Raw genomic sequence first — 20,442 nt, 5'->3', positions numbered from 1 at the left:
GGCAGCATCCATCCGGCAAATCTGCGACAATCGCGCCCCTTACAAATGCCGACCATGTAAAAGCAGCGCCCACCTGCATCACTAAAAAGCCCCATGACAGACCACGCCATCGACCAGTTGCTGAAGAACCTCGACCACGCCATGATCGCCGACCGCCATCGCCTGCGGCGGCAGTTGCACGAGCTGCGCAAACGCCCCGATGAGGGCAAGCTCGCGCAGTGGGTGGAAAAGGTCCAGGCTTCCTGCGCCCAGGTCACCGCGCGCCAGCATAGCGTGCCGACCATCCGTTATGACGACAGCCTGCCGATCGCGGCCAAGCGTGACGAGATCAAGAAGGCCCTGGCCGAGCACCAGGTACTGGTGATCGCTGGTGAGACCGGCTCGGGCAAGACCACCCAGTTGCCGAAGATCTGCCTGGAACTTGGGCGTGGTAGTCACGGCTTGATCGCCCACACCCAGCCGCGCCGGATCGCCGCGCGCAGCGTCGCGGCGCGGGTCGCCGAGGAGCTGGGCACGCCGCTGGGGGCGCTGGTCGGCTACCAGGTGCGTTTCGAGGACCAGAGCGACGCCAATACCCTGGTCAAGCTGATGACCGACGGCATCCTGCTGGCCGAAACCCAGCACGACCGTTTTCTGGAACGCTACGACACGATCATCGTCGACGAGGCCCACGAGCGCAGCCTGAACATCGACTTCCTGCTCGGCTACCTCAAGACCCTGCTGCACCGCCGCCCGGACCTCAAACTGATCATCACCTCGGCGACCATCGACCTGGAGCGTTTCTCCCAGCACTTCGATGGCGCACCGATCATCGAGGTGTCCGGGCGCACCTTCCCGGTGGATACCTGGTACCGCCCGCTGACCCGCGAGCAGGACGAGGAAGGCAACCAGGTCGAGGACGATATTTCGGTCGACCAGGCGATTCTCGCCACCCTCGATGAGATCGCCCATCACGAGCGCAGCCAGGGCAAGGGCCCAGGCGATGTGCTGGTGTTCCTGCCCGGTGAGCGCGAGATCCGTGATGCTGCCGAGATCTTGCGCAAGGCGCAGCTGCGCCACACCGAGATCCTGCCGTTGTACGCGCGCCTGACCCCGGCCGAGCAGCAGAAGATCTTCCAGTCCCACAGTGGTCGGCGGGTAGTGCTGGCGACCAACGTCGCCGAAACCTCGTTGACCGTGCCGGGTATTCGCTACGTGATCGACAGCGGCACCGCGCGCATCAGCCGCTACAGCTACCGCGCCAAAGTCCAGCGCCTGCCAATCGAGGCCGTCTCGCAAGCCAGCGCCAACCAGCGCAAGGGCCGTTGCGGGCGGGTCGAGCCGGGTATCTGCATCCGCCTGTACAGCGAGGACGATTTCAACGCGCGTCCAGCGTTTACCGATCCCGAGATCCTGCGGACCAACCTGGCAGCGGTGATCCTGCAGATGCTGCACCTGCGCCTGGGCGCAATCGATGCCTTCCCGTTCATCGAGCCGCCAGATGGCAAGGCCATCAGCGATGGTTTCAACCTGTTGCAGGAGCTGTCGGCGGTCAATCGCGAGAACCAGCTCACCCCGCTGGGGCGTCAGCTGGCGCGCCTGCCGATCGATCCACGGCTGGGCCGGATGCTGCTCGAAGGCGCACGCCAAGGCAGCTTGCAGGAAGTGCTGATCGTCGCCAGCGCGCTGTCGGTTCAGGACCCGCGTGAGCGCCCACCGGAGCGCCAGCAGGCCGCCGATCAGGCGCATGCGCAGTGGAAGGACGTCGACTCCGACTTCGCCGCGCTGGTGAACCTGTGGCGCGGCTTCGAGGAACAGCGCCAGGCACTCACCGCCAACCCCCTGCGCAACTGGTGCCGCAAGCAGTTTCTCAACTACCTGCGCCTGCGCGAATGGCGTGATGCGCATCGCCAGTTGTCGCTGATCTGCCGCGACCTGCAACTGACGGTGAACAAGGAGCCCTGCGACTACCCGCGCATGCACAAGGCCATTCTCAGTGGCCTGCTCAGCCAGATTGGCCATAAGGCCGAAGAGGGCGACTATCAGGGCGCGCGCCAGCGCCGTTTCTGGATTCATCCATCCTCGGGCATCGGCCGCAAGCGCCCACAGTGGGTGATGGCCGCGGAGCTGGTAGAAACCACCAAGTTGTATGCGCGCATGGTGGCCAAGATCGAGCCGGACTGGATCGAGCCGCTGGCCAGTCACCTGATCAAGAAGAACCACTTCGAGCCGCACTGGGAGAAAAAGCGCGGCCAGGTGGTGGCCTTTGAGCAGATCACCCTGTACGGCCTGATCCTGGTGGGTCGCCGGCCAGTGCACTTCGGCCCGATCGACCCGGTTACCTCGCGCGAGCTGTTCATTCGCGAAGGTCTGGTCGGTGGCCAGATCCAGTCGCGGGCCAAGTGCCTGGCGGCCAACAAGCGCTTGCTGGAGCAGTTGGACGAACTCGAAGCCAAGGCGCGCCGCCGCGACATCCTGGCCGACGAAGAGACATTGTACGGCTTCTACGAGGCGCGCTTGCCCGAGGAGATCCACCAGACCGCGACTTTCGACAGCTGGTACCGGATGAACAGCCAGAAGGACGCCAACCTGCTGATCATGCGTGAGGAAGACGTACTCGCCCGCGAGGCCAGCGAGGTCACCGCCGCGCAGTACCCGGACCACTTGCAGGTGGGCGAGCTGCGCCTGTCGCTGAGCTACCACTTCGAGCCCAACCACCCCCGCGATGGCGTGACCGTAAGAGTGCCGGCGCCGTTGTTGCCGAACCTGCCGGGCGAGCGCCTGGAATGGCTGGTGCCGGGATTACTCGAAGCCAAGTGCATCGCGTTGGTCCGTAACCTGCCCAAAGCCCTGCGCAAGAACTTCGTGCCGGTGCCGGACTTCGTCAAGGCGTCGCTGGCACGCATGACCTTCGCCCACGGCGCCTTGCCTCAGGCGCTGGGTCAGGAACTGCTGCGCATGACCGGTGTGCGGGTCAGCGACGAGGCCTGGGCCGAAGCGGCAAGCCTGGTGGAAGGCCACCTGCGGATGAACATCGAAGTGGTCGACGCTCAGGGCAAGTTCCTCGGCGAAGGCCGTGACCTGGCCGAACTGACTGCGCGCTTCGCTGCCGCTAGCCAGGCGGCGTTGGCCTTGCCGCGTAACGAAAAAGCCGAGCAGCCGGTGCAAGCCAAGGCCTTCAGCCAGGTCGCGCAGACTGCTCAGCAGAAGATCGCCGGCCTGTCGATGACGGTCTACCCGGCGTTGGTGGAAGAGAGTGGCAGCGTGCGCGAGGGCCGTTTCTCGACCCAGGCCGAAGCCGAGTTCCAGCACCGCCGTGCGTTGCAGCGCCTGCTGCTGCAACAGCTGGCTGAGCCTGCCAAGTTCCTGCGTGGCAAGTTGCCCGGGCTGACCGAGCTGGGCTTGTTGTACCGCGAGCTGGGCCGGGTCGAGGCGCTGGTGGAAGACATCCTGCTGGCCAGCCTCGACAGTTGCGTGCTTGAAGGTGAAGACCCGCTACCCCGCGACGGCGCCGGCCTGGCCTCGCTCGCCGAGCGCAAGCGCGGCAGTTGGACCGAGCACGCCGAGCGCCTGGCGCGCCAGACCCTGGAGGTGCTCAAGCTGTGGCATGGTTTGCAGAAGCGCTTCAAGGGCAAGATCGACCTGAGCCAGGCGGTGGCACTCAACGACATCAAGCAGCAGTTGGCCAACTTGGTGTACCCAGGTTTCGTGCGGGAAACCCCGGGCGCCTGGTTCAAGGAGTTGCCGCGCTACCTGAAAGCGGTGGAATTGCGCCTTGAAAAGCTCGGCTCGCAGGTGCAGAAGGATCGCGTGTGGAGCAGCGAGCTGGCCAATTGCTGGGCGCAGTACAAGGCGCGTGCCGACAAGCATGCCCAGGAAGGCAAGCGTGACGAGCAACTGACACTGTACCGCTGGCTGCTGGAGGAGTACCGGGTGTCGCTGTTCGCTCAGCAACTGGGCACCAAGGTGCCGGTTTCCGACAAGCGTTTGAGCAAGCAGTGGAGCCAGGTGGAAGCCTAACCGTTGTAAGTTGTGGCAAACTTGCAGGAATTTGCGGCCGCTGTGCGGCCGTTCGTGAGTGGACCCGCGCCCACCAGGCCGCGCAGCCTGGATGGATGCGGAGCGACCCGTGAACGAGGGCTTGCCCTTCGCCTGCAAATTGGCACCAAGGTGCCAGTATGATGCCCCCTATCCCGGCCAGCGCCGCGTGGCGATGGCCTCTGACCAGAGGAACGACCGTGCATAACGTCGTGATCAGCGGCACCGGCCTGTATACCCCGGCCCAGAGCATTTCCAACGAAGAACTGGTGGAATCCTTCAATACCTGGTCGCAACAGTTCAATCGCGACAATGCCGCTGCCATCGAGCGTGGCGAGGTGGAAGCGGCACCGCTGTCGGATGCTGCGTTCATCGAGAAGGCCTCAGGTATCAAGAGCCGCTTCGTCATGGACAAGGCCGGGATCCTCGATCCGCAGCGCATGAAGCCACGGCTGCCTGAGCGCAGCAACGACGAACAGTCGATCCTTTGCGAAATGGGCGTGGCCGCCGCGCGTCAGGCACTGGAGCGTGCTGGCCGAACAGCTGCGGATGTCGATGGCGTGTTGGTGGCGTGTTCGAACCTACAGCGTCCGTATCCGGCTATCGCCATCGAGGTGCAGCAGGCGCTGGGCATCCAGGGCTTTGCCTTCGACATGAACGTGGCCTGTTCGTCGGCCACCTTCGGTATTCAGACCGCTGCCAACAGCGTGCAACTGGGCCAGGCCCGTGCCGTGCTGGTGGTTAGCCCAGAGATTTGCACCGGTCACCTCAACTTCCGTGACCGCGACAGCCACTTCATCTTCGGTGATGCCGCCACCGCCGTGCTGGTCGAGCGCGCCGACCTTGCCAGTTCCGAGCATCAGTTCGATGTGGTGAGCACCAAGTTGGCGACGGTGTTCTCCAACAATATTCGGAACAACTTCGGTTTCCTCAACCGTGCTGGTGAAGAGGGTGTTGATGCGCGCGACAAGTTGTTCGTGCAGGAAGGGCGCAAGGTGTTCAAGGAAGTGTGCCCGATGGTTGCCGAACTGGTCGGCAAGCACCTGGCTGAAAATGGCCTGCAAGCGTCGGACGTGAAGCGTTTCTGGCTGCATCAGGCCAACCTCAGCATGAACCACCTGATCGTCAAGAAGCTGTTGGGGCGCGAGGTGAACGAGGATGAGGCTCCCGTTATTCTGGACCGCTATGCCAACACCAGCTCCGCAGGTTCGGTGATCGCCTTCCACCTGTATCAGGATGATTTGCCCAAGGGCTCGGTTGCGGTGCTCAGCTCGTTCGGGGCGGGGTATTCGATTGGTAGCGTGATTCTGCGCAAGCACTGAGGCGCAGCGGCGAGCTACAAGCTACAAGCAAGAGCAGATCTGTGGTCCCCCGCGATCTGCTTTTACTTGAAGCTTGCCGCTTGCCGCTAAAAAAGGCGGGAAACGCCGGATGGGGGGTCGGCATTTCCCGCCTCAGAGTGAAGCAGAGGAGGGTGTCGCTTAGAACTTCGCTTCCAGGTCTACCTGCAGCGTGTCTACGTCGGCATCGCTGTTCGGCAGGTTGGAGTAGTCGGTCTTGGCCATCAGGTAGGCCGCACCCAGAGAGAAGTTCTTGTCGATTTCGTAACCGACCTTGAACTTGTGGCCGCGCGAGCCGGTGAAGCCGTTGCCGAAGTCCGAATCGGTGAACAGGCTCACCACACCGTTACGCTGCACGTCACGGTAGTTGTAGTCCAGGCTCCAGGCGCCGAGCTTGGTCTTCACACCGGCCAGCCAGGCCTTGTCCTTGCCATCGGTGCTTTCGGTGTTCTTGACGAACTGACCGTACGCCGACAGCGGAATGGCGAAGCCGGTGAAGTCCAGCTGACCGAAGCCTTCGACCAGGTTGAACTCGTCGGTGGTGTTGCCCAGCGAGCGCAGCACGGCAGAGGCCTTGTCGTTGTCGTAGCCGTAGATGCTGCCGCCAACGGTCATCTTCACGGTGTCAGCCAGGTTGAACTTGGTGCCCAACTGGCCGTGGTACAGCTGTGCGTCGTGCTTGTACTGCACGCCGTCGCCATCGACGTTGTCCTTCAGGTTGTAGTGACCGACGCTGCCGAACACTTCGGCTGCGCCCAGGTTGGTCTTGTAGGTGACGGCCACGCCTTCCGGGTTGATGTCGCTGTCCCAGATGATGTCGCCCATGCTCACCCATGGCTGGGCCATCTTGCCGCCGATGATGTGCAGGTTAGGCACGGCGGTTGGGTGCCAGTCGAGGTAGGCCATGTCGACCCACAGCGCCTTTTTCTCGAAGTAGTTGTCCAGGCTCTGGTTGGTCGAGCGGGCATCGGCGCTGCTGCCGGTGGCCACCCGCACGCCGGCGTCGACCTGCGGGTTGATCTCGCTGTAGAAACCGACGCGGGCACGCACGCGCTCGCGGTCCTGATTGCCGCTGCGGGCAATCGGGTTGTCGACGTTGACGTCTTCGTAACGCAGGCGCACATCGCCTTTGATCTGGGTCTTGGCAGCCCATGCCACTTTCTGTTCGAACGAACTCATGCGCTCTGCTTGCGCTTTTTGAGCCGCCTTTTCCTTGGTTTCGGTCGCCAGGTCCTGTTGCAGTTCGGCGTACTGCTCCTGGTTGATCGAGCCGTTGGCGCGGAGCATTTCGAGCAGCTTGGCGTCGACTGCGGCACTGGCCGGAGTACTCAGAGCCAGCATCATGCCGGTGAGGCTCACTCCGGTGAGTGTGGAAACAAGACGCATAAGGTTCTCCCTGTTGGAAAGGTGGGGGAGGCTCAAGCGCTCGCCCCCGAGTTGGCATGTCTTCGGAAAGGGCCTGAATAGACAGGTTCTGGGGTTTCGGAAAACAGGCGCAAGTATTGCGGGGGGGAATGACAGAATAATGTCCAAACAGTGGCACTGTTGTTAACAACGTGTTGTCATTTGAGTGCGCGTAGCGCTTTGGCAATACTGGCGTCCTACTTTCAGCGAGTCGTCGATGTGATCAGTCTTCACAGCCTTGCCCACCTGCGTGAACTACCGGCCAGCACCTGGGATGCGTTGGTGCCAGACGGCCAGCCGTTCCTGCGCCATGCCTTCCTCAGTGCCATGGAGGACAGTGCCAGCGTCACTCCCGAGACCGGATGGGCCGCCGAGCATCTTGTGCTGGAACGCGATGGGCAGGTCCGTGCGCTATTGCCGGCCTACCGCAAATGGCATTCGTTCGGCGAGTACGTGTTCGACCACGGCTGGGCGGATGCCTGCGAGCGTGCCGGCATCGCCTACTACCCCAAGTTGTTGGGGGCGGTGCCGTTCAGCCCAGTGAGTGGGCCGCGCCTGCTCAGCGCCGAACCCGCCGACGGCTTGCTGCTGTTGCAGGCGATTCCCGAGTACCTGAACAAGGCTGGATTGTCCGGGGCGCATATCAACTTCACTGACACGGCCTTGGACGACGCAATGGCGGGCTTGCCTGGCTGGATGGAGCGTCTGGGCTGTCAGTTCCACTGGCGCAATCGCGGCTACCGCGACTTCCAGGACTTTCTCGACACCCTCAGCTCGCGCAAGCGCAAGCAGATGCGCAAGGAGCGCGAGCAGGTGGCGGGGCAGGGCATCGAGTTCGCCTGGTATCGCGGCGATGAGCTGAGCCAGGCGCAGTGGGATTTCGTCTACCGGTGTTACGCCAACACCTATGCCGTGCGTCGCCGCGCGCCATACCTGACGCGTGAGTTCTTCAGCCTGCTGGCCGAGCGCATGCCCGAGGCGGTGCGGGTGGTGATCGCCCGCCAGCACGGACGTGAAGTGGCCATGGCTTTGAGTCTGGTGGGCGGCGACAGCCTGTATGGGCGTTACTGGGGCTGTCTGGATGAGTTCGACCGGCTGCATTTCGAGACCTGCTTCTACCAGGGCATGGACTTTGCCATTGCCGAGGGGCTGCAGCGCTTCGATGCTGGTGCACAGGGCGAGCACAAGCTGATTCGCGGTTTTGAACCGGTCATCACACGGTCATGGCACTACCTGCTGCACCCAGGCTTGCGTCGGGCTGTAGAGGAATTCCTGCAGCAGGAGCGGGTGGGGGTACGCGGGTATGCCGAAGAGGCCTGCGCGGCATTGCCTTATCGCAAGGCGTGAAGCTCTCATCTGAGCAGCGCCCCGGCGAGGCCGTTCCTTGGCCTCGTATTTACCTTGTTTGGCCGGTAAGGGCTTACAAGGTAAAGCGCTTCACCAAGCCATTGAGCCCACTGGCCAGGCGCGACAGTTCCTGGCTTGAAGCGTTGGTCTGCTGCGCGCCCGTTGCGCTCTGCACCGAAAGGTCGCGAATGTTGGTCAGGTTGCGGTCCACCTCGCGGGCCACCTGGGCCTGCTCTTCGGCGGCGCTGGCGATCACCAGGTTGCGCTCGTACATCTCGCTGATCCCCGAAGTGATCGCTTGCAAGGCCTGGCCTGCACTCTGGGCCAGTTCGCGGGTATCGCGGGCGCGCGTGCTGCTGGTTTGCATGGCGCTCAGGGCCAGGCTGGCGCCGCTGCGCATCTGCGAGACCATCTGTTCGATCTCCTGGGTCGAGTTCTGCGTGCGGTGGGCCAGGGCGCGGACTTCGTCAGCGACCACGGCGAAGCCACGGCCCGACTCACCGGCGCGGGCGGCCTCGATGGCGGCATTGAGCGCCAGCAGGTTGGTCTGCTCGGCAATCGCTCGGATTACATCCAGCACCTTGCCCACTTCCTGGGACTGCTCAGCCAACTGCCCCACCAGCGCGGCTGAGGCCGCTACTTCTTCGGCCAGGTCGCTGATCGCCTCGATGGTCTGGGATACCCGGGCCTGGCCCTGTTGCGCCGACTCGGTCGACTGCCGCGAGGCTTCGGAGGTGGACACGGCATTGCGTGCCACCTCTTCGACCGCAGTGCTCATTTCATTGACGGCAGTGGCGGCCTGCTCGATTTCGTCGTGCTGGCGAGTGATGCCGCGCCCGGCTTCCTCGGTAACCGCATGCAGCTGCTCGGACGCGGCGGCCAGTTGCGTGGAGGAGCCGGAGATCTCGCCTAGCGTGTCACGCAGGCGTTCACGCATCTGTGCCAGCGAATGCTGCAACTGGCTCACTTCGTCGTTGCCGTTGGCGACGATAGCGTTGCTCAGGTTGCCTTCGGCCACCTGCTTGGCCGCCAGCACGGCTTCCTTGAGTGGCTGCACGATGCTGCGTGTGAGCAGCCAGGCCAGGGCGACGGTGACCAGCGCGGCCAGCAGGATCACGCCGATGACAATGGCGCGAGACTGGTCATAGCGCTCGGCCGCCTGGTTGCCTTCACGCTCGATGCTCTTGCCGTAGAGGTCACCCAACTCCGCCAGTTGTGCACCGGTGCCATCGACGACCGGCTTCATGTCTACCAGCACCAGTTTGTGCAGGGCCTGGATATCCCCCTTGCGGGCCAGGGCGAAGGAATCGGACATGCCTTTCTGGTAGGTGGCGAAGTCACGCTGGAACTGCTGGTAAATACGGGTTTCTTCAGGAGTGTCGACGAATGCTTCGTAGTCCTTGATGTTCTGCATCAGGATCTTGTTACGGGCTTCGTACTGGCCGAGGTAGGTGTCGACGTTGGCCGGGTTCGGGTCGAGGGCGACGCGCAGTGAGATGGTACGTACACGCAACATGTTCTCGCGGATGGCGTCCACGGTGCGGATGCTCGGCACCCAGTTTTCTTCCATGGCCGTGGCCGAGTCGCGGATGTCGTCCATCTTCGCGAGGGAGAACATGCCCAACAGGGCAACCATCAAAGCGATGCACGCGAACCCCGATGTTGCCCGGGGCGCGATACTCCATTGGCGTAACAGCATTACCACCTCGCCGGCCCACCTGGGCCAATCAATTGTTGTACGACAACCTGTATCGGCCAGGCGGGCAGCGGCTTGAGCGGTGTGCGAGGTTAATCCACGCCGACGAACCCGCCGGTCTGGTGGTGCCACAGTCGCGCGTACAACCCGCGTTGTGCCAGCAGTTGAGCGTGGCTACCGACCTCCACGATACGTCCTTTGTCGAGCACCACCAGGCGATCCATGCGTGCGATGGTGGAGAGGCGATGGGCGATGGCAATCACCGTCTTGCCTTGCATCAGGGTTTCGAGGCTTTCCTGAATTGCAGCTTCGACCTCCGAGTCCAGCGCCGAGGTAGCCTCGTCCATGATCAGGATCGGGGCGTTCTTCAACAGCACGCGGGCAATCGCGATACGCTGGCGCTGGCCTCCCGAGAGTTTTACCCCACGTTCGCCCACGTGGGCGTCGAAACCGTTACGGCCCTGGGCGTCGGACAGCTGTGGGATGAACGCGTCGGCCCGCGCCCGTTGCACGGCGTCCCAGACGTCCTCTTCGCGGGCCTCGGGGCGGCCATACAGCAGGTTGTCGCGGATCGAGCGGTGCAGCAGCGAGGTGTCCTGGGTGATCATGCCGATCTGCGCCCTCAGGCTGGCCTGGTCGACCTCGGCGATGTCCTGCCCGTCGATGAAAATGCGCCCGCCTTGCAGGTCGTAGAGCCGCAGCAGCAAGTTGACCAGGGTCGACTTGCCGGCACCGGACGGGCCGATCAGGCCGATTTTCTCGCCGGGGCGGATCTTCAGGTCGAGGCCGTCGATCACCGTGGCGCCTTTGCCGTAGTGAAAGCTCACCTGCTCGAAATGTACCTCGCCACGGGTGACCTTGAGCACCGGTGCGCCGGGCTTGTCGCCCACGGTGACCGGTTGGGCGATGGTCTGCAGGCCGTCCTGGACCATGCCGATGTTCTCGAAAATGCCATTGACCACCCACATGATCCAGCCGGACATGTTGACTATACGGATCACCAGGCCTGTGGCCAGGGCGATTGCACCGACGCTGATCAGCGACTGGCTCCACAGCCATAGGGCCAGGCCCGTGGTGCAGACCACCAGCAGGCCGTTGAGCGAGGTGATGACCACATCCATGCTGGTGACCACCCGCGCTGCCAGCTGGGTCTTTTCGGTCTGCTCGCGAATCGCTTCGCGGGCGTACTGGCGCTCGTGGTCGGTGTGGGCGAACAGCTTGAGGGTGGCGATGTTGGTGTAACCATCGACGATGCGCCCCATCAGCTTGGAACGGGCATCCGAAGAGATCACTGCGCGTTCCTTCACCCGAGGCACGAAGTAGTAGAGCGCGGCGAGGTAGCTGGCGATCCACACCAGCAGCGGCAGCATCAGCCGCCAGTCGGCCTCGGCGAACAGCACCAGCGAGCTGACCGCGTAGATCAGCACGTGCCACAGCGCGTCCACGGCCTGCACCGCTGAGTCCCGCAGCGAATTGCCGGTCTGCATGATGCGCTGGGCGATGCGCCCGGCGAAGTCGCTTTGGAAAAAGTTCAGGCTCTGCTTGAGTACGTAGGTGTGGTTCTGCCAGCGAATCAGGCTGGTCATGCCGGGGCTGATGGTCTGGTGCACCAGCAGGTCGTGCAGGCCAAAGAACAGCGGGCGCAGCAACAGGACCACCACCAGCATCCAGATCAGTTCGCCGCTGTGCTGCTTGAAGAAATCGGTGTTGGGGGTGCCTTGGGCCAGGTCGATGATACGGCTCAGGTAACTGAACATGGCCACTTCGATGATCGAGGCGAACAGCCCCACGATCAGCAAGGCGACGAAGCTTGGCCACACCTGGCGCAGGTAATACAGGTAGAAGGGCCAGACCTTGTCGGGAGGCGCCTCACTAGGCGCCTCGCGAAAGATGTCGATCAATTGCTCGAAACGGCGGTACAACATGAAGGCAAAGACTCCTGTTGCATCCGACCCTCAGGCGCTATCACGCGTATCGTGATACCCGCGTTCAGTCGATGCGTTTGGCTGACTTGATGTAGACCGGGTCGGCCGGCACGTCACGCATGCCTTTCTTGATCGTGGTCGGCGAGTTGACGATCTGGTCGACCACTTCCATGCCCTTGGTGACCTTGCCGAACACGGCGTAGCCACGGTCGCGGCCGGGGTTGAGGAAGTCGTTGTCAGCCACGTTGATGAAGAACTGGCTGGTGGCCGAGTTCGGATCGGAAGTGCGCGCCATCGACAGCGTGCCGCGGGTGTTCTGCAGGCCGTTGCTGGCCTCGTTGCGGATCGGATCCTTGGTGCTTTTTTGCACCATTTGGTCGGTGAAGCCGCCACCCTGGACCATGAAGCCTGGGATCACGCGATGGAAGATGGTGTTGTTGTAGAAGCCGCTGTCGACGTACTCGAGGAAGTTCTTGGTACTGATCGGCGCCTTTTCTGCGTTGAGTTCGATTTCGACCTGGCCGAAGCTGGTGTCCAGCAGGACGTGTGGGGTCTTGTCGGAGGCCATGACGCTGGTGGCGAAGGCGAGCGAGCAGGCGGTGAGCAGGAGTTTTTTCAGCATGGGCTCAAAGATCCTTGAGGGGTGGAAGCGGCTGCGAGGAACTGCAGCACGGTGAGGTTGAAGACCTCGGGTTGGTCCAGGGGCGTAGCGTGACGCGAATCCTCGATGACCGCCAGCGTGGCGTTGGGCATCAGGGCCACATAACGCTCTTTCAGTTGTATCGGTGTGTAATCCTGATCGGCGGCCACCACCAAGGTCGGACACGCGATCTGCCCGATGCGTTCCTGTACGCCCCAATTGACGATGGCATCGAAGCTTTTCAGGTACGCGCGCTTGTCGTTGCGCGCCCAGCGCTCGGCCATGGCGCGGCGTAGGTCGGCCTGCTGCGGCTTGGGGAACAGCCGGGCGGCCAGGCCCTGGCCGACGGTTTCGACGCTGAGCAGGCGTGCCAGGCCCCAGCGCTTGAGCCACCACAGCCAATCGCTGCGGGTGCGGCGCTTGACCTCAGGCGCGCTGTTGACGATGCACAGGCTGCGCAGCCAGGCGGGGTGATCGACAGCGAACTGAAAGCCGAGCATGCCGCCCATGGACAGTCCGACGAAGTGCACCGGGCCGGTCTTGAGGTGCTTGAGCAGGGCCAGCAGGTCTTCGCTGAACGTCTTGATCTGGTAGCCCCGGCGCGGTTTGGACGATTGCCCGTGGCCGCGGATGTCCATGAGGATCACCCGGTAGTGGCGGCTGAATTCGGGTACTTGCAACTCCCAGTCCTGGCTGCTCGAACCCAGCCCATGCAGCAGCACCAGAGGCTCGCCCTGGCCGTGTATTTCGTAATGCAGCAGGCATCCATCATGTTCGAACCAGGCCATGGGCAGCTTCTCTCATGCTTGGGGAGGGGCTGCGAAGGGTACGTCCAAGGGCGCGGTGTCAAAGTTACGCAGCAACTCGATGAGGATCTGCGTGGCCGGGCCCAAGGTCTTTTCCTTGCTCGAATAAAGGTAGAACAGCGGGTGGCGACTGCCACCCTGATCCAGCGGCAAGGGCTTGAGCACGCCTTCGCGCAGCTCGCGCTCGATCATGTGGCGGGGCAGCCAGGCAAAGCCCAGGCCGCTGCTGACGAAGGTGGCCGCGGTGCCTAGGCTGCCGACGGTCCAGCGCTGTTCGGCACCGAGCCAGCCGACATCCCTCGGCTGGGCGCGGCCGGAGTCACGGATGACCACCTGCAACTGGCTTTCGAGGTCCTGGAAGGTGATCTCCCGGCCCATGCGGTGCAGGCTGTGCTCGGGGTGGGCGACGGCGACGAATTCCACCGGGCTGAGTTCGGTGCCCAGGTAGCCGCCGATGTTGAAGCTACTGATGGCCAGGTCCGCGATGCCCTCGTGCAGCACTTCCTCGACCCCCGACAGCACCTCCTCACGCAGGCGCACCCGGCAGCCACGGCTTTGCGGCATGAACGCGCTCAGGGCACGGACCAGGCGCGCGCTGGGGTAGGCGGCATCGACCACCAGGCGCACTTCAGCTTCCCAGCCTTGCTCCATGTGGTGGGCAAGATCCTCCAGCTGGCTGGCCTGTTTGACCAGGTGCCGCGAGCGACGCAGCAGCACGTTGCCGGCTTCGGTCAGCACCGCCTTGCGCCCGTCGATGCGCAGCAGCGGTACGCCCAGTTGCTCCTGCATGCGCGCCACGGTGTAGCTCACCGACGACTGCGAGCGGTGCAGGACCTCGGCGGCCTGGGCGAACCCGCCATGGTCGACCACCGCTTGCAGGGTCCGCCACTGATCCAGGGTTACGCGCGGCGCTTTCATCTATGGCTCCTGTTGTCCTAAGCTGCGCTCTTCTCACGGAGAGCGCCCTATGAAGAAAAGTTGTGTGGCTTTGCTGCTGTGCCTGCCCTTCACCGCCATGGCCTATCCCATCGACGTGGACAAGCAACTCGATGGCGTCAAGCTCGACTACACCGCTTACGACACGGCCTACGACATCGGTGCGATCACCTTGAACAACTACGGCAAGGTGCCGGCCGCCTGCCGGGTGATGTTCCGCAACGGCCCGGAAGCCCCGCGGGTGCGCAGGGTGAACGTGCCGGCTGGCAAAAGCGTGGATGTGACTGCCAAATTCACCCGGCAGATCATCAAAATGCGCATCAGCCTCGACTGCAAAGCGGAATAAACTGATTAATCGATAGATTGAACCCACTTTTTACGCTTTTTTATCGATAGGTCAACCTCTAATCTCACCTCCATCGAATCGCAACCCTTTCCCGCCGATGGAGGCACCCATGTCCCGCGTACTGATCATCGAAAGCAGCGCCCGCCAGCAGGATTCCGTTTCCCGTCAGCTGACCCGTGACTTCATCCAGCAATGGCAGGCCGCCCATCCGGCCGACTCGATCGATGTACGCGACCTGGCTGTGAACCCGGTGCCGCACCTTGACGCCGATCTGCTTGGCGGTTGGATGAAGCCCGAAGCACAGCGCAGCGCTGCCGAACTCCAAGCCTTGGCTCGCTCCAACACCTTGACCGACGAGCTGCTGGCGGCCGACGTGCTGGTGATGGCAGCGCCAATGTACAACTTCACCATTCCCAGCACCCTCAAAGCTTGGCTCGACCATGTGCTGCGCGCAGGTATCACCTTCAAGTACACCCCGACTGGCCCGCAAGGCCTGCTGACCGGCAAGCGCGCCATCGTCCTGACCGCCCGTGGCGGTATTCACGCCGGCGCCAGCAGCGACCACCAGGAGCCCTACCTGCGCCAGGTGATGGCTTTCATCGGTATCCATCAGGTGGACTTCATCCACGCCGAAGGCCTGAACATGAGCGGTGAGTTCCACGAGAAGGGCCTGAACCAGGCCAAGGCGAAGCTGGCAGCGGTAGCCTGAGCCGCAACGAATTCCCAACCCTGACACCTTGTTGCTCCTTTAGGTGTACCTGCCCGGCCTGTATGGCCGGGCTTTTTTATAGGAGCAGATTTTTGGGGGGGCGCGTTGCACCCTTACAAACCTCAGGGTTGAACAGCCTGGACTCAACCCGCTAAGGTCGCCGCCTTGATTCACGAGAGGCAACCATGGGCTACCTGATAATCGTCGCGCTGATCCAGGCGTATTCTTTCAACCTGATCGGCGAGTACCTGGCCGGCCATGTCGACAGTTACTTCGCGGTGCTGGCGCGGGTGGCGCTGGCGTTGCTGGTATTCCTGCCGCTGACCCGCTGGCGCCAGGTCGAGCCACGCTTCATGCGTTCGATGTTGTTGATCGGCGCCTTGCAGTACGGCATCACCTATGTCTGCCTGTACCTGAGCTTCCGGGTGCTGACGGTGCCGGAAGTGCTGTTGTTCACCATCCTTACGCCGCTGCATGTCACGCTGATCGAAGACGCCCTGAACCGGCGCTTCAACCCCTGGGCACTGCTGGCCGCGCTGGTGGCGGTGGCCGGTGCTGCGGTGATCCGCTTCGACAGCGTCACTGGCGAGTTCTTCCTGGGCTTCTTGCTGCTGCAACTGGCCAACTTCACCTATGCCGCCGGCCAGGTGCTGTACCGCCATCTCGTCGCCCGCCACCCCAGCGACCTGCCGCACTACCGGCGTTTCGGCTACTTCTATCTGGGTGCGCTGCTGGTCGCGTTGCCTGCGTTCCTGCTGTTCGGCAACGCCCAGCACTTGCCGAGCACCGACACCCAATGGCTGGTGCTGCTGTTCCTCGGCCTGTGCCCGACCGCGCTGGGGCTGTACTGGTGGAACAAAGGTGCCTGCCTGGTTTCCGGCGCCACGCTGGCGGTGATGAACAACCTGCATGTGCCGGTGGGGCTGCTGCTGAACCTGTTGATCTGGAACCAGGACGAGCCATTGGGGCGGCTTGCCGTGGGCGGGGGGATCATCCTGGCGTCGGTGTGGCTGAGCCGCTTGGGCGTGCAGGGCAGGGGCGTGTCGGCATCGCGTTGAGGCGCTGCCGACGACGCGTTTTCAGGCCAGCTTCGGGGGCGTGTGACCCGCGCCGCCAAGCCAATGCACATTCAGCGCTGAATCGCGATCTGATGTGTGGATCCTGAACTTCTCGCGAGGCGAACGGTAAAACAGGTATCGCGCTTCGCTGATCTTCAGATGCAGGCCATCAGCTATTGCTCGACCTCTTCGACCCTGCCGCCACAGGCTATGTACTTGTCTTCATAATCAGAGCGGCAGTCGTTGGGCACACGTGTTGGAGTGGGGGGCGGTGGGCAAGCATTAGGTATGTTCAGGCGGTTGTTGTGCTCGCACTGCTGCGTGGAGAGCGCTTGAAACTCGTGTAGACGGTCGTAATTGTCCTGCCGTGCTTTGACCCTGGCCTCGCACTCATTCACCTGGGCGTCAAGTTTGTGGAGGCAATCCAGACCTTCTGGGGTCTGTGGGTCAATGTGGCGGTAGTGGGTGCAGGCAGTCAGCGATATCCCCAAGGCCAGGGCGAGTAATCGGGTCAACACAGTCGCGGTTCCTTCCAGTTCGAACGTGACGGTTTGGACTTCGAAATGCCATCTGCGTTCAGGTGGCGGGTCGAGCGCTGGTTGGCCTGCCGCCTGGCGAAATCTTGGACAGTCAAACTACGCCATAGCAGAACAGCAATGCTCACGTCGTCGCAGCTCACCAACCTTTTCGGGATAACGCTGCCGACTCACCGGGCGTCCTATCTGGGCGTTTCTGTGAGGTTTGAGGGCTTCTAAAAAACCCTACGATTACCATATGCCTGGCGCCCGGCCATGCATCCATGATCCTGATTTTTCGGCATTCCGCAGTTGGCAGTGCAGCCAGAAGCACGTTTTGATTCCGATCATAATCTTTAATGTTGACTTTTTTGATTGTGATTGACATCATAAATTCATGCGCAAAGTCCGGACCAAATTTTATGGGCGGCCGGAGCCGGCGCTTCATGTAACCCTACGTCGAAAGCAAATGCCTTTGTATCAATTGCTTTGGTCAACGTGACCGGTTAACGCCTTCACTGTCTGGAGTGGGATTTATGAGTCAACCGACTGCAATAGTGTTTGGCGTAGGTACGACCCGAGGCGTAGGGGGAGCTGTCTGTAAGCGTTTTGCCCAAGAGGGGTATCACGTCATTTTCACAGGCCGAACCTTGGAAAAGATCCAGGAAGTAGTTGCAGATATTCGGAGCTCCGAGGTCGGGAGCGCGGAAGCGTTGCAGACCGATGTCACTGTCGAAGAGCAAGTCATCGCAGCGTTTGATCTTGCGATGTCTCCAGGCACGGGCCGAGCTCCTGCCGACGTCGTGATCTTCAACGCGGGCAATAATGCCCTGATCGATTTCACTCAGCTCACGGCCAGCCAGTTTGAAAATTTTTGGCGAGTAGGCTGTTACTCCGGCTTTCTGGTTGGTAGAGAAGCTGCCAGGCGCCTGGTTCCTCTGGGGCGGGGTACCTTGATTTTTACCGGTGCTTCAGGAAGCTTGAGGGGCAAGCCTGGCTTTGCCCACTTTGCCGCTGCCAAGGCGGGATTGCGAATGATCTCCCAGAGCATGGCACGCGAGTATGGGCCTAAGGGTATTCATGTCGCTCATGTGGTGATCGATGGCGGCATCCTGGGGGACCGACTGCGCAATGCTGCCCCGGCCATGGTAGAGGCTCTTGGGTCGGATGGGTTGTTGGGATATGGAGCAATAGCTGAGAACTATTGGATGTTGCACCGGCAGCCACGCTCCGCGTGGACTCAAGAACTCGATATCAGGCCGTATAAGGAAAACTGGTAGTTTTTCTGTATCGATATGGCCAAAATTTAGCGATCTGTAGGTCGTTTGTCTATTCGATAGAGAGTATCGAAGAGGGATTGGAGTTTTATTTATATGAAAGCTTTGACTTTTAAACGCTATGGAAAGGCTCCTGATATTGGGTTTTCGGAAGTCGCTAAGCCATCGATCAAATCGAACGAGCTTCTGGTTGAGGTTTATGCGGTGGGGCTGAATCCTATTGATAATATGATTCCTACCGGTATATTTAAAGAAGTATTGAAGTTCGAAATGCCGGCTACTATGGGCAGCGATGTTGCTGGTGTCGTTGTCAGCGTGGGCAGTGCCGTGACGAAATTCAAGGTTGGCGACGAAGTGTTTGCCAGTGTATTCGACCTGGGTGTGGGAACCCTTGCTGACTTTGCGGCTGTACCTGAGTTTGCAGCTGCCCATAAGCCAGAGAGCCTAAGTTTTGTACAAGCAGCTTCTGTGCCTATGGTTGGCCTGACTTCGTGGCAAGCCTTGACAGAGCGCGCCAATCTGGAGGCAGGTCAGAAGATATTCATACCTGCAGGCTCAGGTGGTATTGGGACTTTCGCTATTCAGCTAGCTAAGTATGTAGGCGCTAGGGTTGCAACAACTACCAGTGCTGTAAATACTGGTCTGGTACGTAGCCTGGGGGCTGATGAAGTAATCGATTACAGATCACAAAAATTCGAAAATGTTCTGGCGTCTTATGATCTGGTTCTTGGTACAGTCAGAGGCGATGAACTTGAGCGGTCTATTAGTGTTGTCAGGGCGGGTGGAAAAATCGTCTCTCTCATTGGCCCATTGGACAGCGCCTTCGCCGAAAAGCGCGGGATGAGCTTCATTTTTAAATTCATATTTGCTCTGATGGGCTGGAGGACCAAGAGGCTTGCCAGGAAACGCGGAGTAAGTTATTCATTCTTATTTGTTCGCCCCGACGGTGCTCAGCTCAAAGAGATAGCAGCCATTATCAGTGCTGGTTCGATTAAGCCGGTTATTGACAAGGTATTTGCTTTCGAGGATGTCAAGGAAGCGCTAAGCTATCTCGCCCAGGGACGAGCGAAAGGCAAGGTTGTTGTACAGATGAAGTGAGTGGGGCTGAGAGGTTTCTTCAGGGGGGCGTTAGCCTGTGCAGGAGGCGGATCGAACCTTGCTCCCGACTCGATAAGACGCCGAAAAAGGGAAGCTAAAGTTCCCCGTGTTATGGTTATAGTTTAGATCTGTGTAGATATTGATCAGACGCCTTGCCTTGGGTCTTAAACAATGTTCAAGATGTAGATGATCGCAGTAGTCATTATATTTGCCCGCACTAATTCAAAGGCTATATGTGCGTAATGACTACTCTCTGGATTACCTTTCTTGTAGTCCGGCAGCAGGAGCTGTTAGGCCTGTCAGAGAACTCAAGGCATTCATGCGCCTGTCGCCGACACACAGTTATGTGCAGTTTTTCAAAGCTCTCGTGAGCTTCAAGTTTAATGGATGAGTGCTTAAGGGTTGAGAGTCAAGTCTGGCAAGTTTTTAATGGTTGTCTATATTTAATTTTGGTTTTTAGAAACTCATGCAGTCGCTCTACTACTGCTGCTGGAGACGAGTCTGGGAAGAAGTGGCCTCCCGGTACTGCCGCCGATTTTAAGTCGGAGCAGCGCTCTGACCAAACGCTCGGAATATCATAAAGTCTAGCCATTACTGAATTTTCACCATACATTACCAAAGTGGGGGTGCTAACTTTTCGGCCCTGATCGGCTATGTCATGATCAAAGTCTATAGCTAATGTTGCGCGGTAGTCATTGCAAAAACCTGAAACTGTCTTCGGGTTTCGCCAGCTTTCTCGATAGGCAGCAAGCTGCTCAGGATTGAAGTCAGCCTCACTAGCACCACCCCATCCGAAAAGGCAGGCCTGAAAAAAATAATCAGGATCCTTAAGGATGATTTGTTCTGGGAAAGGAGCGGGCTGCGCTAGGAAGTACCAGTGCCAGTAGCTTTGCGCAACGTCCTTGCGTATGTCTTTTAGCAATACATCTGTTGGAACGATGTCCATAATGGTGAGGCTGGAAATCATCTCAGGGTTATCTAATGCCAAGCGATAGGCTGCACGAGCACCTCTATCATGTCCTATGACGTGAAAATGTTTGTGGCCCAACGCCTGCATTACTTTAATCTGATCGGCAGCCATGCAGCGAAAACTGTAGTTTTTATACTCGACACTCGCACATGGTTTGTCAGATGCTCCATAGCCCCTCAAATCCGCACATATAACTTGGTAGCCAAGCTTAACTAAGGCAGGAGCGATAGTTGCCCAAATTGCCATGGTTTGCGGAAAACCATGTAGTAGTAGGATAGGTGCGCCTACTCCAGCTACCACGCATGATATCTCCAGCTCGCCAGTGTCGATACGCAAGTGTTCAAAGTTATCAAACATC

General features: G+C 60.5%; 15 protein-coding genes and 1 pseudogene. 8 read left to right on the top strand and 8 right to left on the bottom strand.

The window, feature by feature from the left end:
* Positions 1 to 93 precede the first annotated feature (93 nt).
* Both hrpA and FEM01_RS05700 read left to right on the top strand, forming a co-directional pair.
* The gene (gene hrpA, locus FEM01_RS05705; RefSeq protein ID WP_138218324.1) at positions 94 to 3,999 is read left to right on the top strand and encodes an ATP-dependent RNA helicase HrpA; all 3,906 of its coding nucleotides are present in this window, start codon (positions 94 to 96) and stop codon (positions 3,997 to 3,999) included.
* Between the two features lie 218 nt (positions 4,000 to 4,217).
* The gene (locus FEM01_RS05700) at positions 4,218 to 5,339 is read left to right on the top strand and encodes a beta-ketoacyl-ACP synthase III (protein ID WP_138218323.1); all 1,122 of its coding nucleotides are present in this window, start codon (positions 4,218 to 4,220) and stop codon (positions 5,337 to 5,339) included.
* Between the two features lie 159 nt (positions 5,340 to 5,498).
* On the opposite strand, the gene FEM01_RS05695 is transcribed toward FEM01_RS05700, so the two are convergent.
* Positions 5,499 to 6,743: a putative porin gene (locus FEM01_RS05695; RefSeq protein ID WP_138218322.1), complete on the bottom strand. Its 1,245-nt coding sequence runs from the start codon at positions 6,741 to 6,743 to the stop codon at positions 5,499 to 5,501.
* Positions 6,744 to 6,980: 237 nt separating this feature from the next.
* Here FEM01_RS05695 and FEM01_RS05690 point away from each other — a divergent pair, with 237 nt between their 5' ends.
* Positions 6,981 to 8,108, top strand: coding sequence for a GNAT family N-acetyltransferase (locus FEM01_RS05690; protein WP_138218321.1), 1,128 nt, complete (start codon positions 6,981 to 6,983; stop codon positions 8,106 to 8,108).
* Between the two features lie 73 nt (positions 8,109 to 8,181).
* Here the strand turns inward: FEM01_RS05690 and FEM01_RS24670 are convergent, their stop codons facing one another.
* From FEM01_RS24670 to FEM01_RS05665, 6 genes and pseudogenes are all read right to left on the bottom strand, one after another.
* A complete protein-coding gene (locus FEM01_RS24670) occupies positions 8,182 to 9,225 on the bottom strand; it encodes a methyl-accepting chemotaxis protein (protein WP_431188569.1) in 1,044 nt (347 codons plus the stop codon).
* Positions 9,226 to 9,270: 45 nt separating this feature from the next.
* A pseudogene (locus FEM01_RS24665) lies at positions 9,271 to 9,807 on the bottom strand (MCP four helix bundle domain-containing protein); the annotation flags it as partial.
* Positions 9,808 to 9,896: 89 nt separating this feature from the next.
* Positions 9,897 to 11,729 (bottom strand): ABC transporter ATP-binding protein, encoded by a 1,833-nt coding sequence (locus FEM01_RS05680; RefSeq protein WP_138218319.1) that lies wholly within the window; start codon positions 11,727 to 11,729, stop codon positions 9,897 to 9,899.
* 64 nt (positions 11,730 to 11,793) lie between these two features.
* Positions 11,794 to 12,351, bottom strand: a complete 558-nt coding sequence (locus FEM01_RS05675; protein WP_138218318.1) for a peptidylprolyl isomerase — start codon at positions 12,349 to 12,351, stop codon at positions 11,794 to 11,796.
* Positions 12,345 to 13,157, bottom strand: coding sequence for an alpha/beta fold hydrolase (locus FEM01_RS05670; protein WP_138218317.1), 813 nt, complete (start codon positions 13,155 to 13,157; stop codon positions 12,345 to 12,347). Before FEM01_RS05670 ends, FEM01_RS05675 begins: the two co-directional genes overlap by 7 nt.
* 12 nt (positions 13,158 to 13,169) lie before the next feature.
* Positions 13,170 to 14,093, bottom strand: coding sequence for a LysR family transcriptional regulator (locus FEM01_RS05665; RefSeq protein WP_138218316.1), 924 nt, complete (start codon positions 14,091 to 14,093; stop codon positions 13,170 to 13,172).
* Positions 14,094 to 14,142: 49 nt separating this feature from the next.
* On the opposite strand from FEM01_RS05665, the gene FEM01_RS05660 reads away from it, so the two are divergent.
* The 5 genes from FEM01_RS05660 to FEM01_RS05635 all read left to right on the top strand — a co-directional run bounded on the left by FEM01_RS05660 (position 14,143) and on the right by FEM01_RS05635 (position 19,114).
* On the top strand, positions 14,143 to 14,457 hold the full coding sequence (locus tag FEM01_RS05660) for a 3-phosphoglycerate kinase (protein WP_138218315.1): 315 nt from the start codon (positions 14,143 to 14,145) through the stop codon (positions 14,455 to 14,457).
* A 109-nt stretch (positions 14,458 to 14,566) separates the two neighbouring features.
* The gene (locus tag FEM01_RS05655) at positions 14,567 to 15,166 is read left to right on the top strand and encodes an FMN-dependent NADH-azoreductase (RefSeq protein ID WP_138218314.1); all 600 of its coding nucleotides are present in this window, start codon (positions 14,567 to 14,569) and stop codon (positions 15,164 to 15,166) included.
* Between the two features lie 185 nt (positions 15,167 to 15,351).
* On the top strand, positions 15,352 to 16,224 hold the full coding sequence (locus tag FEM01_RS05650) for a carboxylate/amino acid/amine transporter (RefSeq protein WP_138218313.1): 873 nt from the start codon (positions 15,352 to 15,354) through the stop codon (positions 16,222 to 16,224).
* A 1,051-nt stretch (positions 16,225 to 17,275) separates the two neighbouring features.
* The gene (locus FEM01_RS05640; RefSeq protein ID WP_138218311.1) at positions 17,276 to 18,019 is read left to right on the top strand and encodes an SDR family NAD(P)-dependent oxidoreductase; all 744 of its coding nucleotides are present in this window, start codon (positions 17,276 to 17,278) and stop codon (positions 18,017 to 18,019) included.
* Positions 18,020 to 18,112: 93 nt separating this feature from the next.
* Entirely contained in the window at positions 18,113 to 19,114 is a 1,002-nt protein-coding gene (locus tag FEM01_RS05635; RefSeq protein WP_138218310.1) for an NADP-dependent oxidoreductase, read from the top strand.
* A gap of 409 nt (positions 19,115 to 19,523) precedes the next feature.
* Here FEM01_RS05635 and FEM01_RS05630 read toward each other — a convergent pair whose 3' ends face one another.
* On the bottom strand, positions 19,524 to 20,441 hold the full coding sequence (locus FEM01_RS05630) for an alpha/beta fold hydrolase (protein ID WP_138218309.1): 918 nt from the start codon (positions 20,439 to 20,441) through the stop codon (positions 19,524 to 19,526).
* Between the last annotated feature and the right edge of the window lies 1 nt (position 20,442).

The organism is Pseudomonas mosselii (assembly GCF_005796105.1).
Lineage (GTDB): Bacteria > Pseudomonadota > Gammaproteobacteria > Pseudomonadales > Pseudomonadaceae > Aquipseudomonas > Aquipseudomonas mosselii_C.
Note: the sequence above shows the minus strand (reverse complement) of the source record. Positions and strands in the feature narration are given on the sequence as shown.

Excerpts from the sequence above, each read along its gene's own strand:
- FEM01_RS05630 (WP_138218309.1), bottom strand. The coding sequence starts at position 20,441 with ATGTTTGATAACTTTGAACACTTGCGTATCGACACTGGCGAGCTGGAG.
- FEM01_RS05695 (WP_138218322.1), bottom strand. The coding sequence starts at position 6,743 with ATGCGTCTTGTTTCCACACTCACCGGAGTGAGCCTCACCGGCATGATG.
- FEM01_RS05650 (WP_138218313.1), top strand. The coding sequence starts at position 15,352 with ATGGGCTACCTGATAATCGTCGCGCTGATCCAGGCGTATTCTTTCAAC.
- FEM01_RS05640 (WP_138218311.1), top strand. The coding sequence starts at position 17,276 with ATGAGTCAACCGACTGCAATAGTGTTTGGCGTAGGTACGACCCGAGGC.
- FEM01_RS05680 (WP_138218319.1), bottom strand. The coding sequence starts at position 11,729 with ATGTTGTACCGCCGTTTCGAGCAATTGATCGACATCTTTCGCGAGGCG.
- FEM01_RS05670 (WP_138218317.1), bottom strand. The coding sequence starts at position 13,157 with ATGGCCTGGTTCGAACATGATGGATGCCTGCTGCATTACGAAATACAC.
- FEM01_RS05675 (WP_138218318.1), bottom strand. The coding sequence starts at position 12,351 with ATGCTGAAAAAACTCCTGCTCACCGCCTGCTCGCTCGCCTTCGCCACC.
- hrpA (WP_138218324.1), top strand. The coding sequence starts at position 94 with ATGACAGACCACGCCATCGACCAGTTGCTGAAGAACCTCGACCACGCC.
- FEM01_RS05660 (WP_138218315.1), top strand. The coding sequence starts at position 14,143 with ATGAAGAAAAGTTGTGTGGCTTTGCTGCTGTGCCTGCCCTTCACCGCC.
- FEM01_RS05635 (WP_138218310.1), top strand. The coding sequence starts at position 18,113 with ATGAAAGCTTTGACTTTTAAACGCTATGGAAAGGCTCCTGATATTGGG.
- FEM01_RS05665 (WP_138218316.1), bottom strand. The coding sequence starts at position 14,093 with ATGAAAGCGCCGCGCGTAACCCTGGATCAGTGGCGGACCCTGCAAGCG.
- FEM01_RS05655 (WP_138218314.1), top strand. The coding sequence starts at position 14,567 with ATGTCCCGCGTACTGATCATCGAAAGCAGCGCCCGCCAGCAGGATTCC.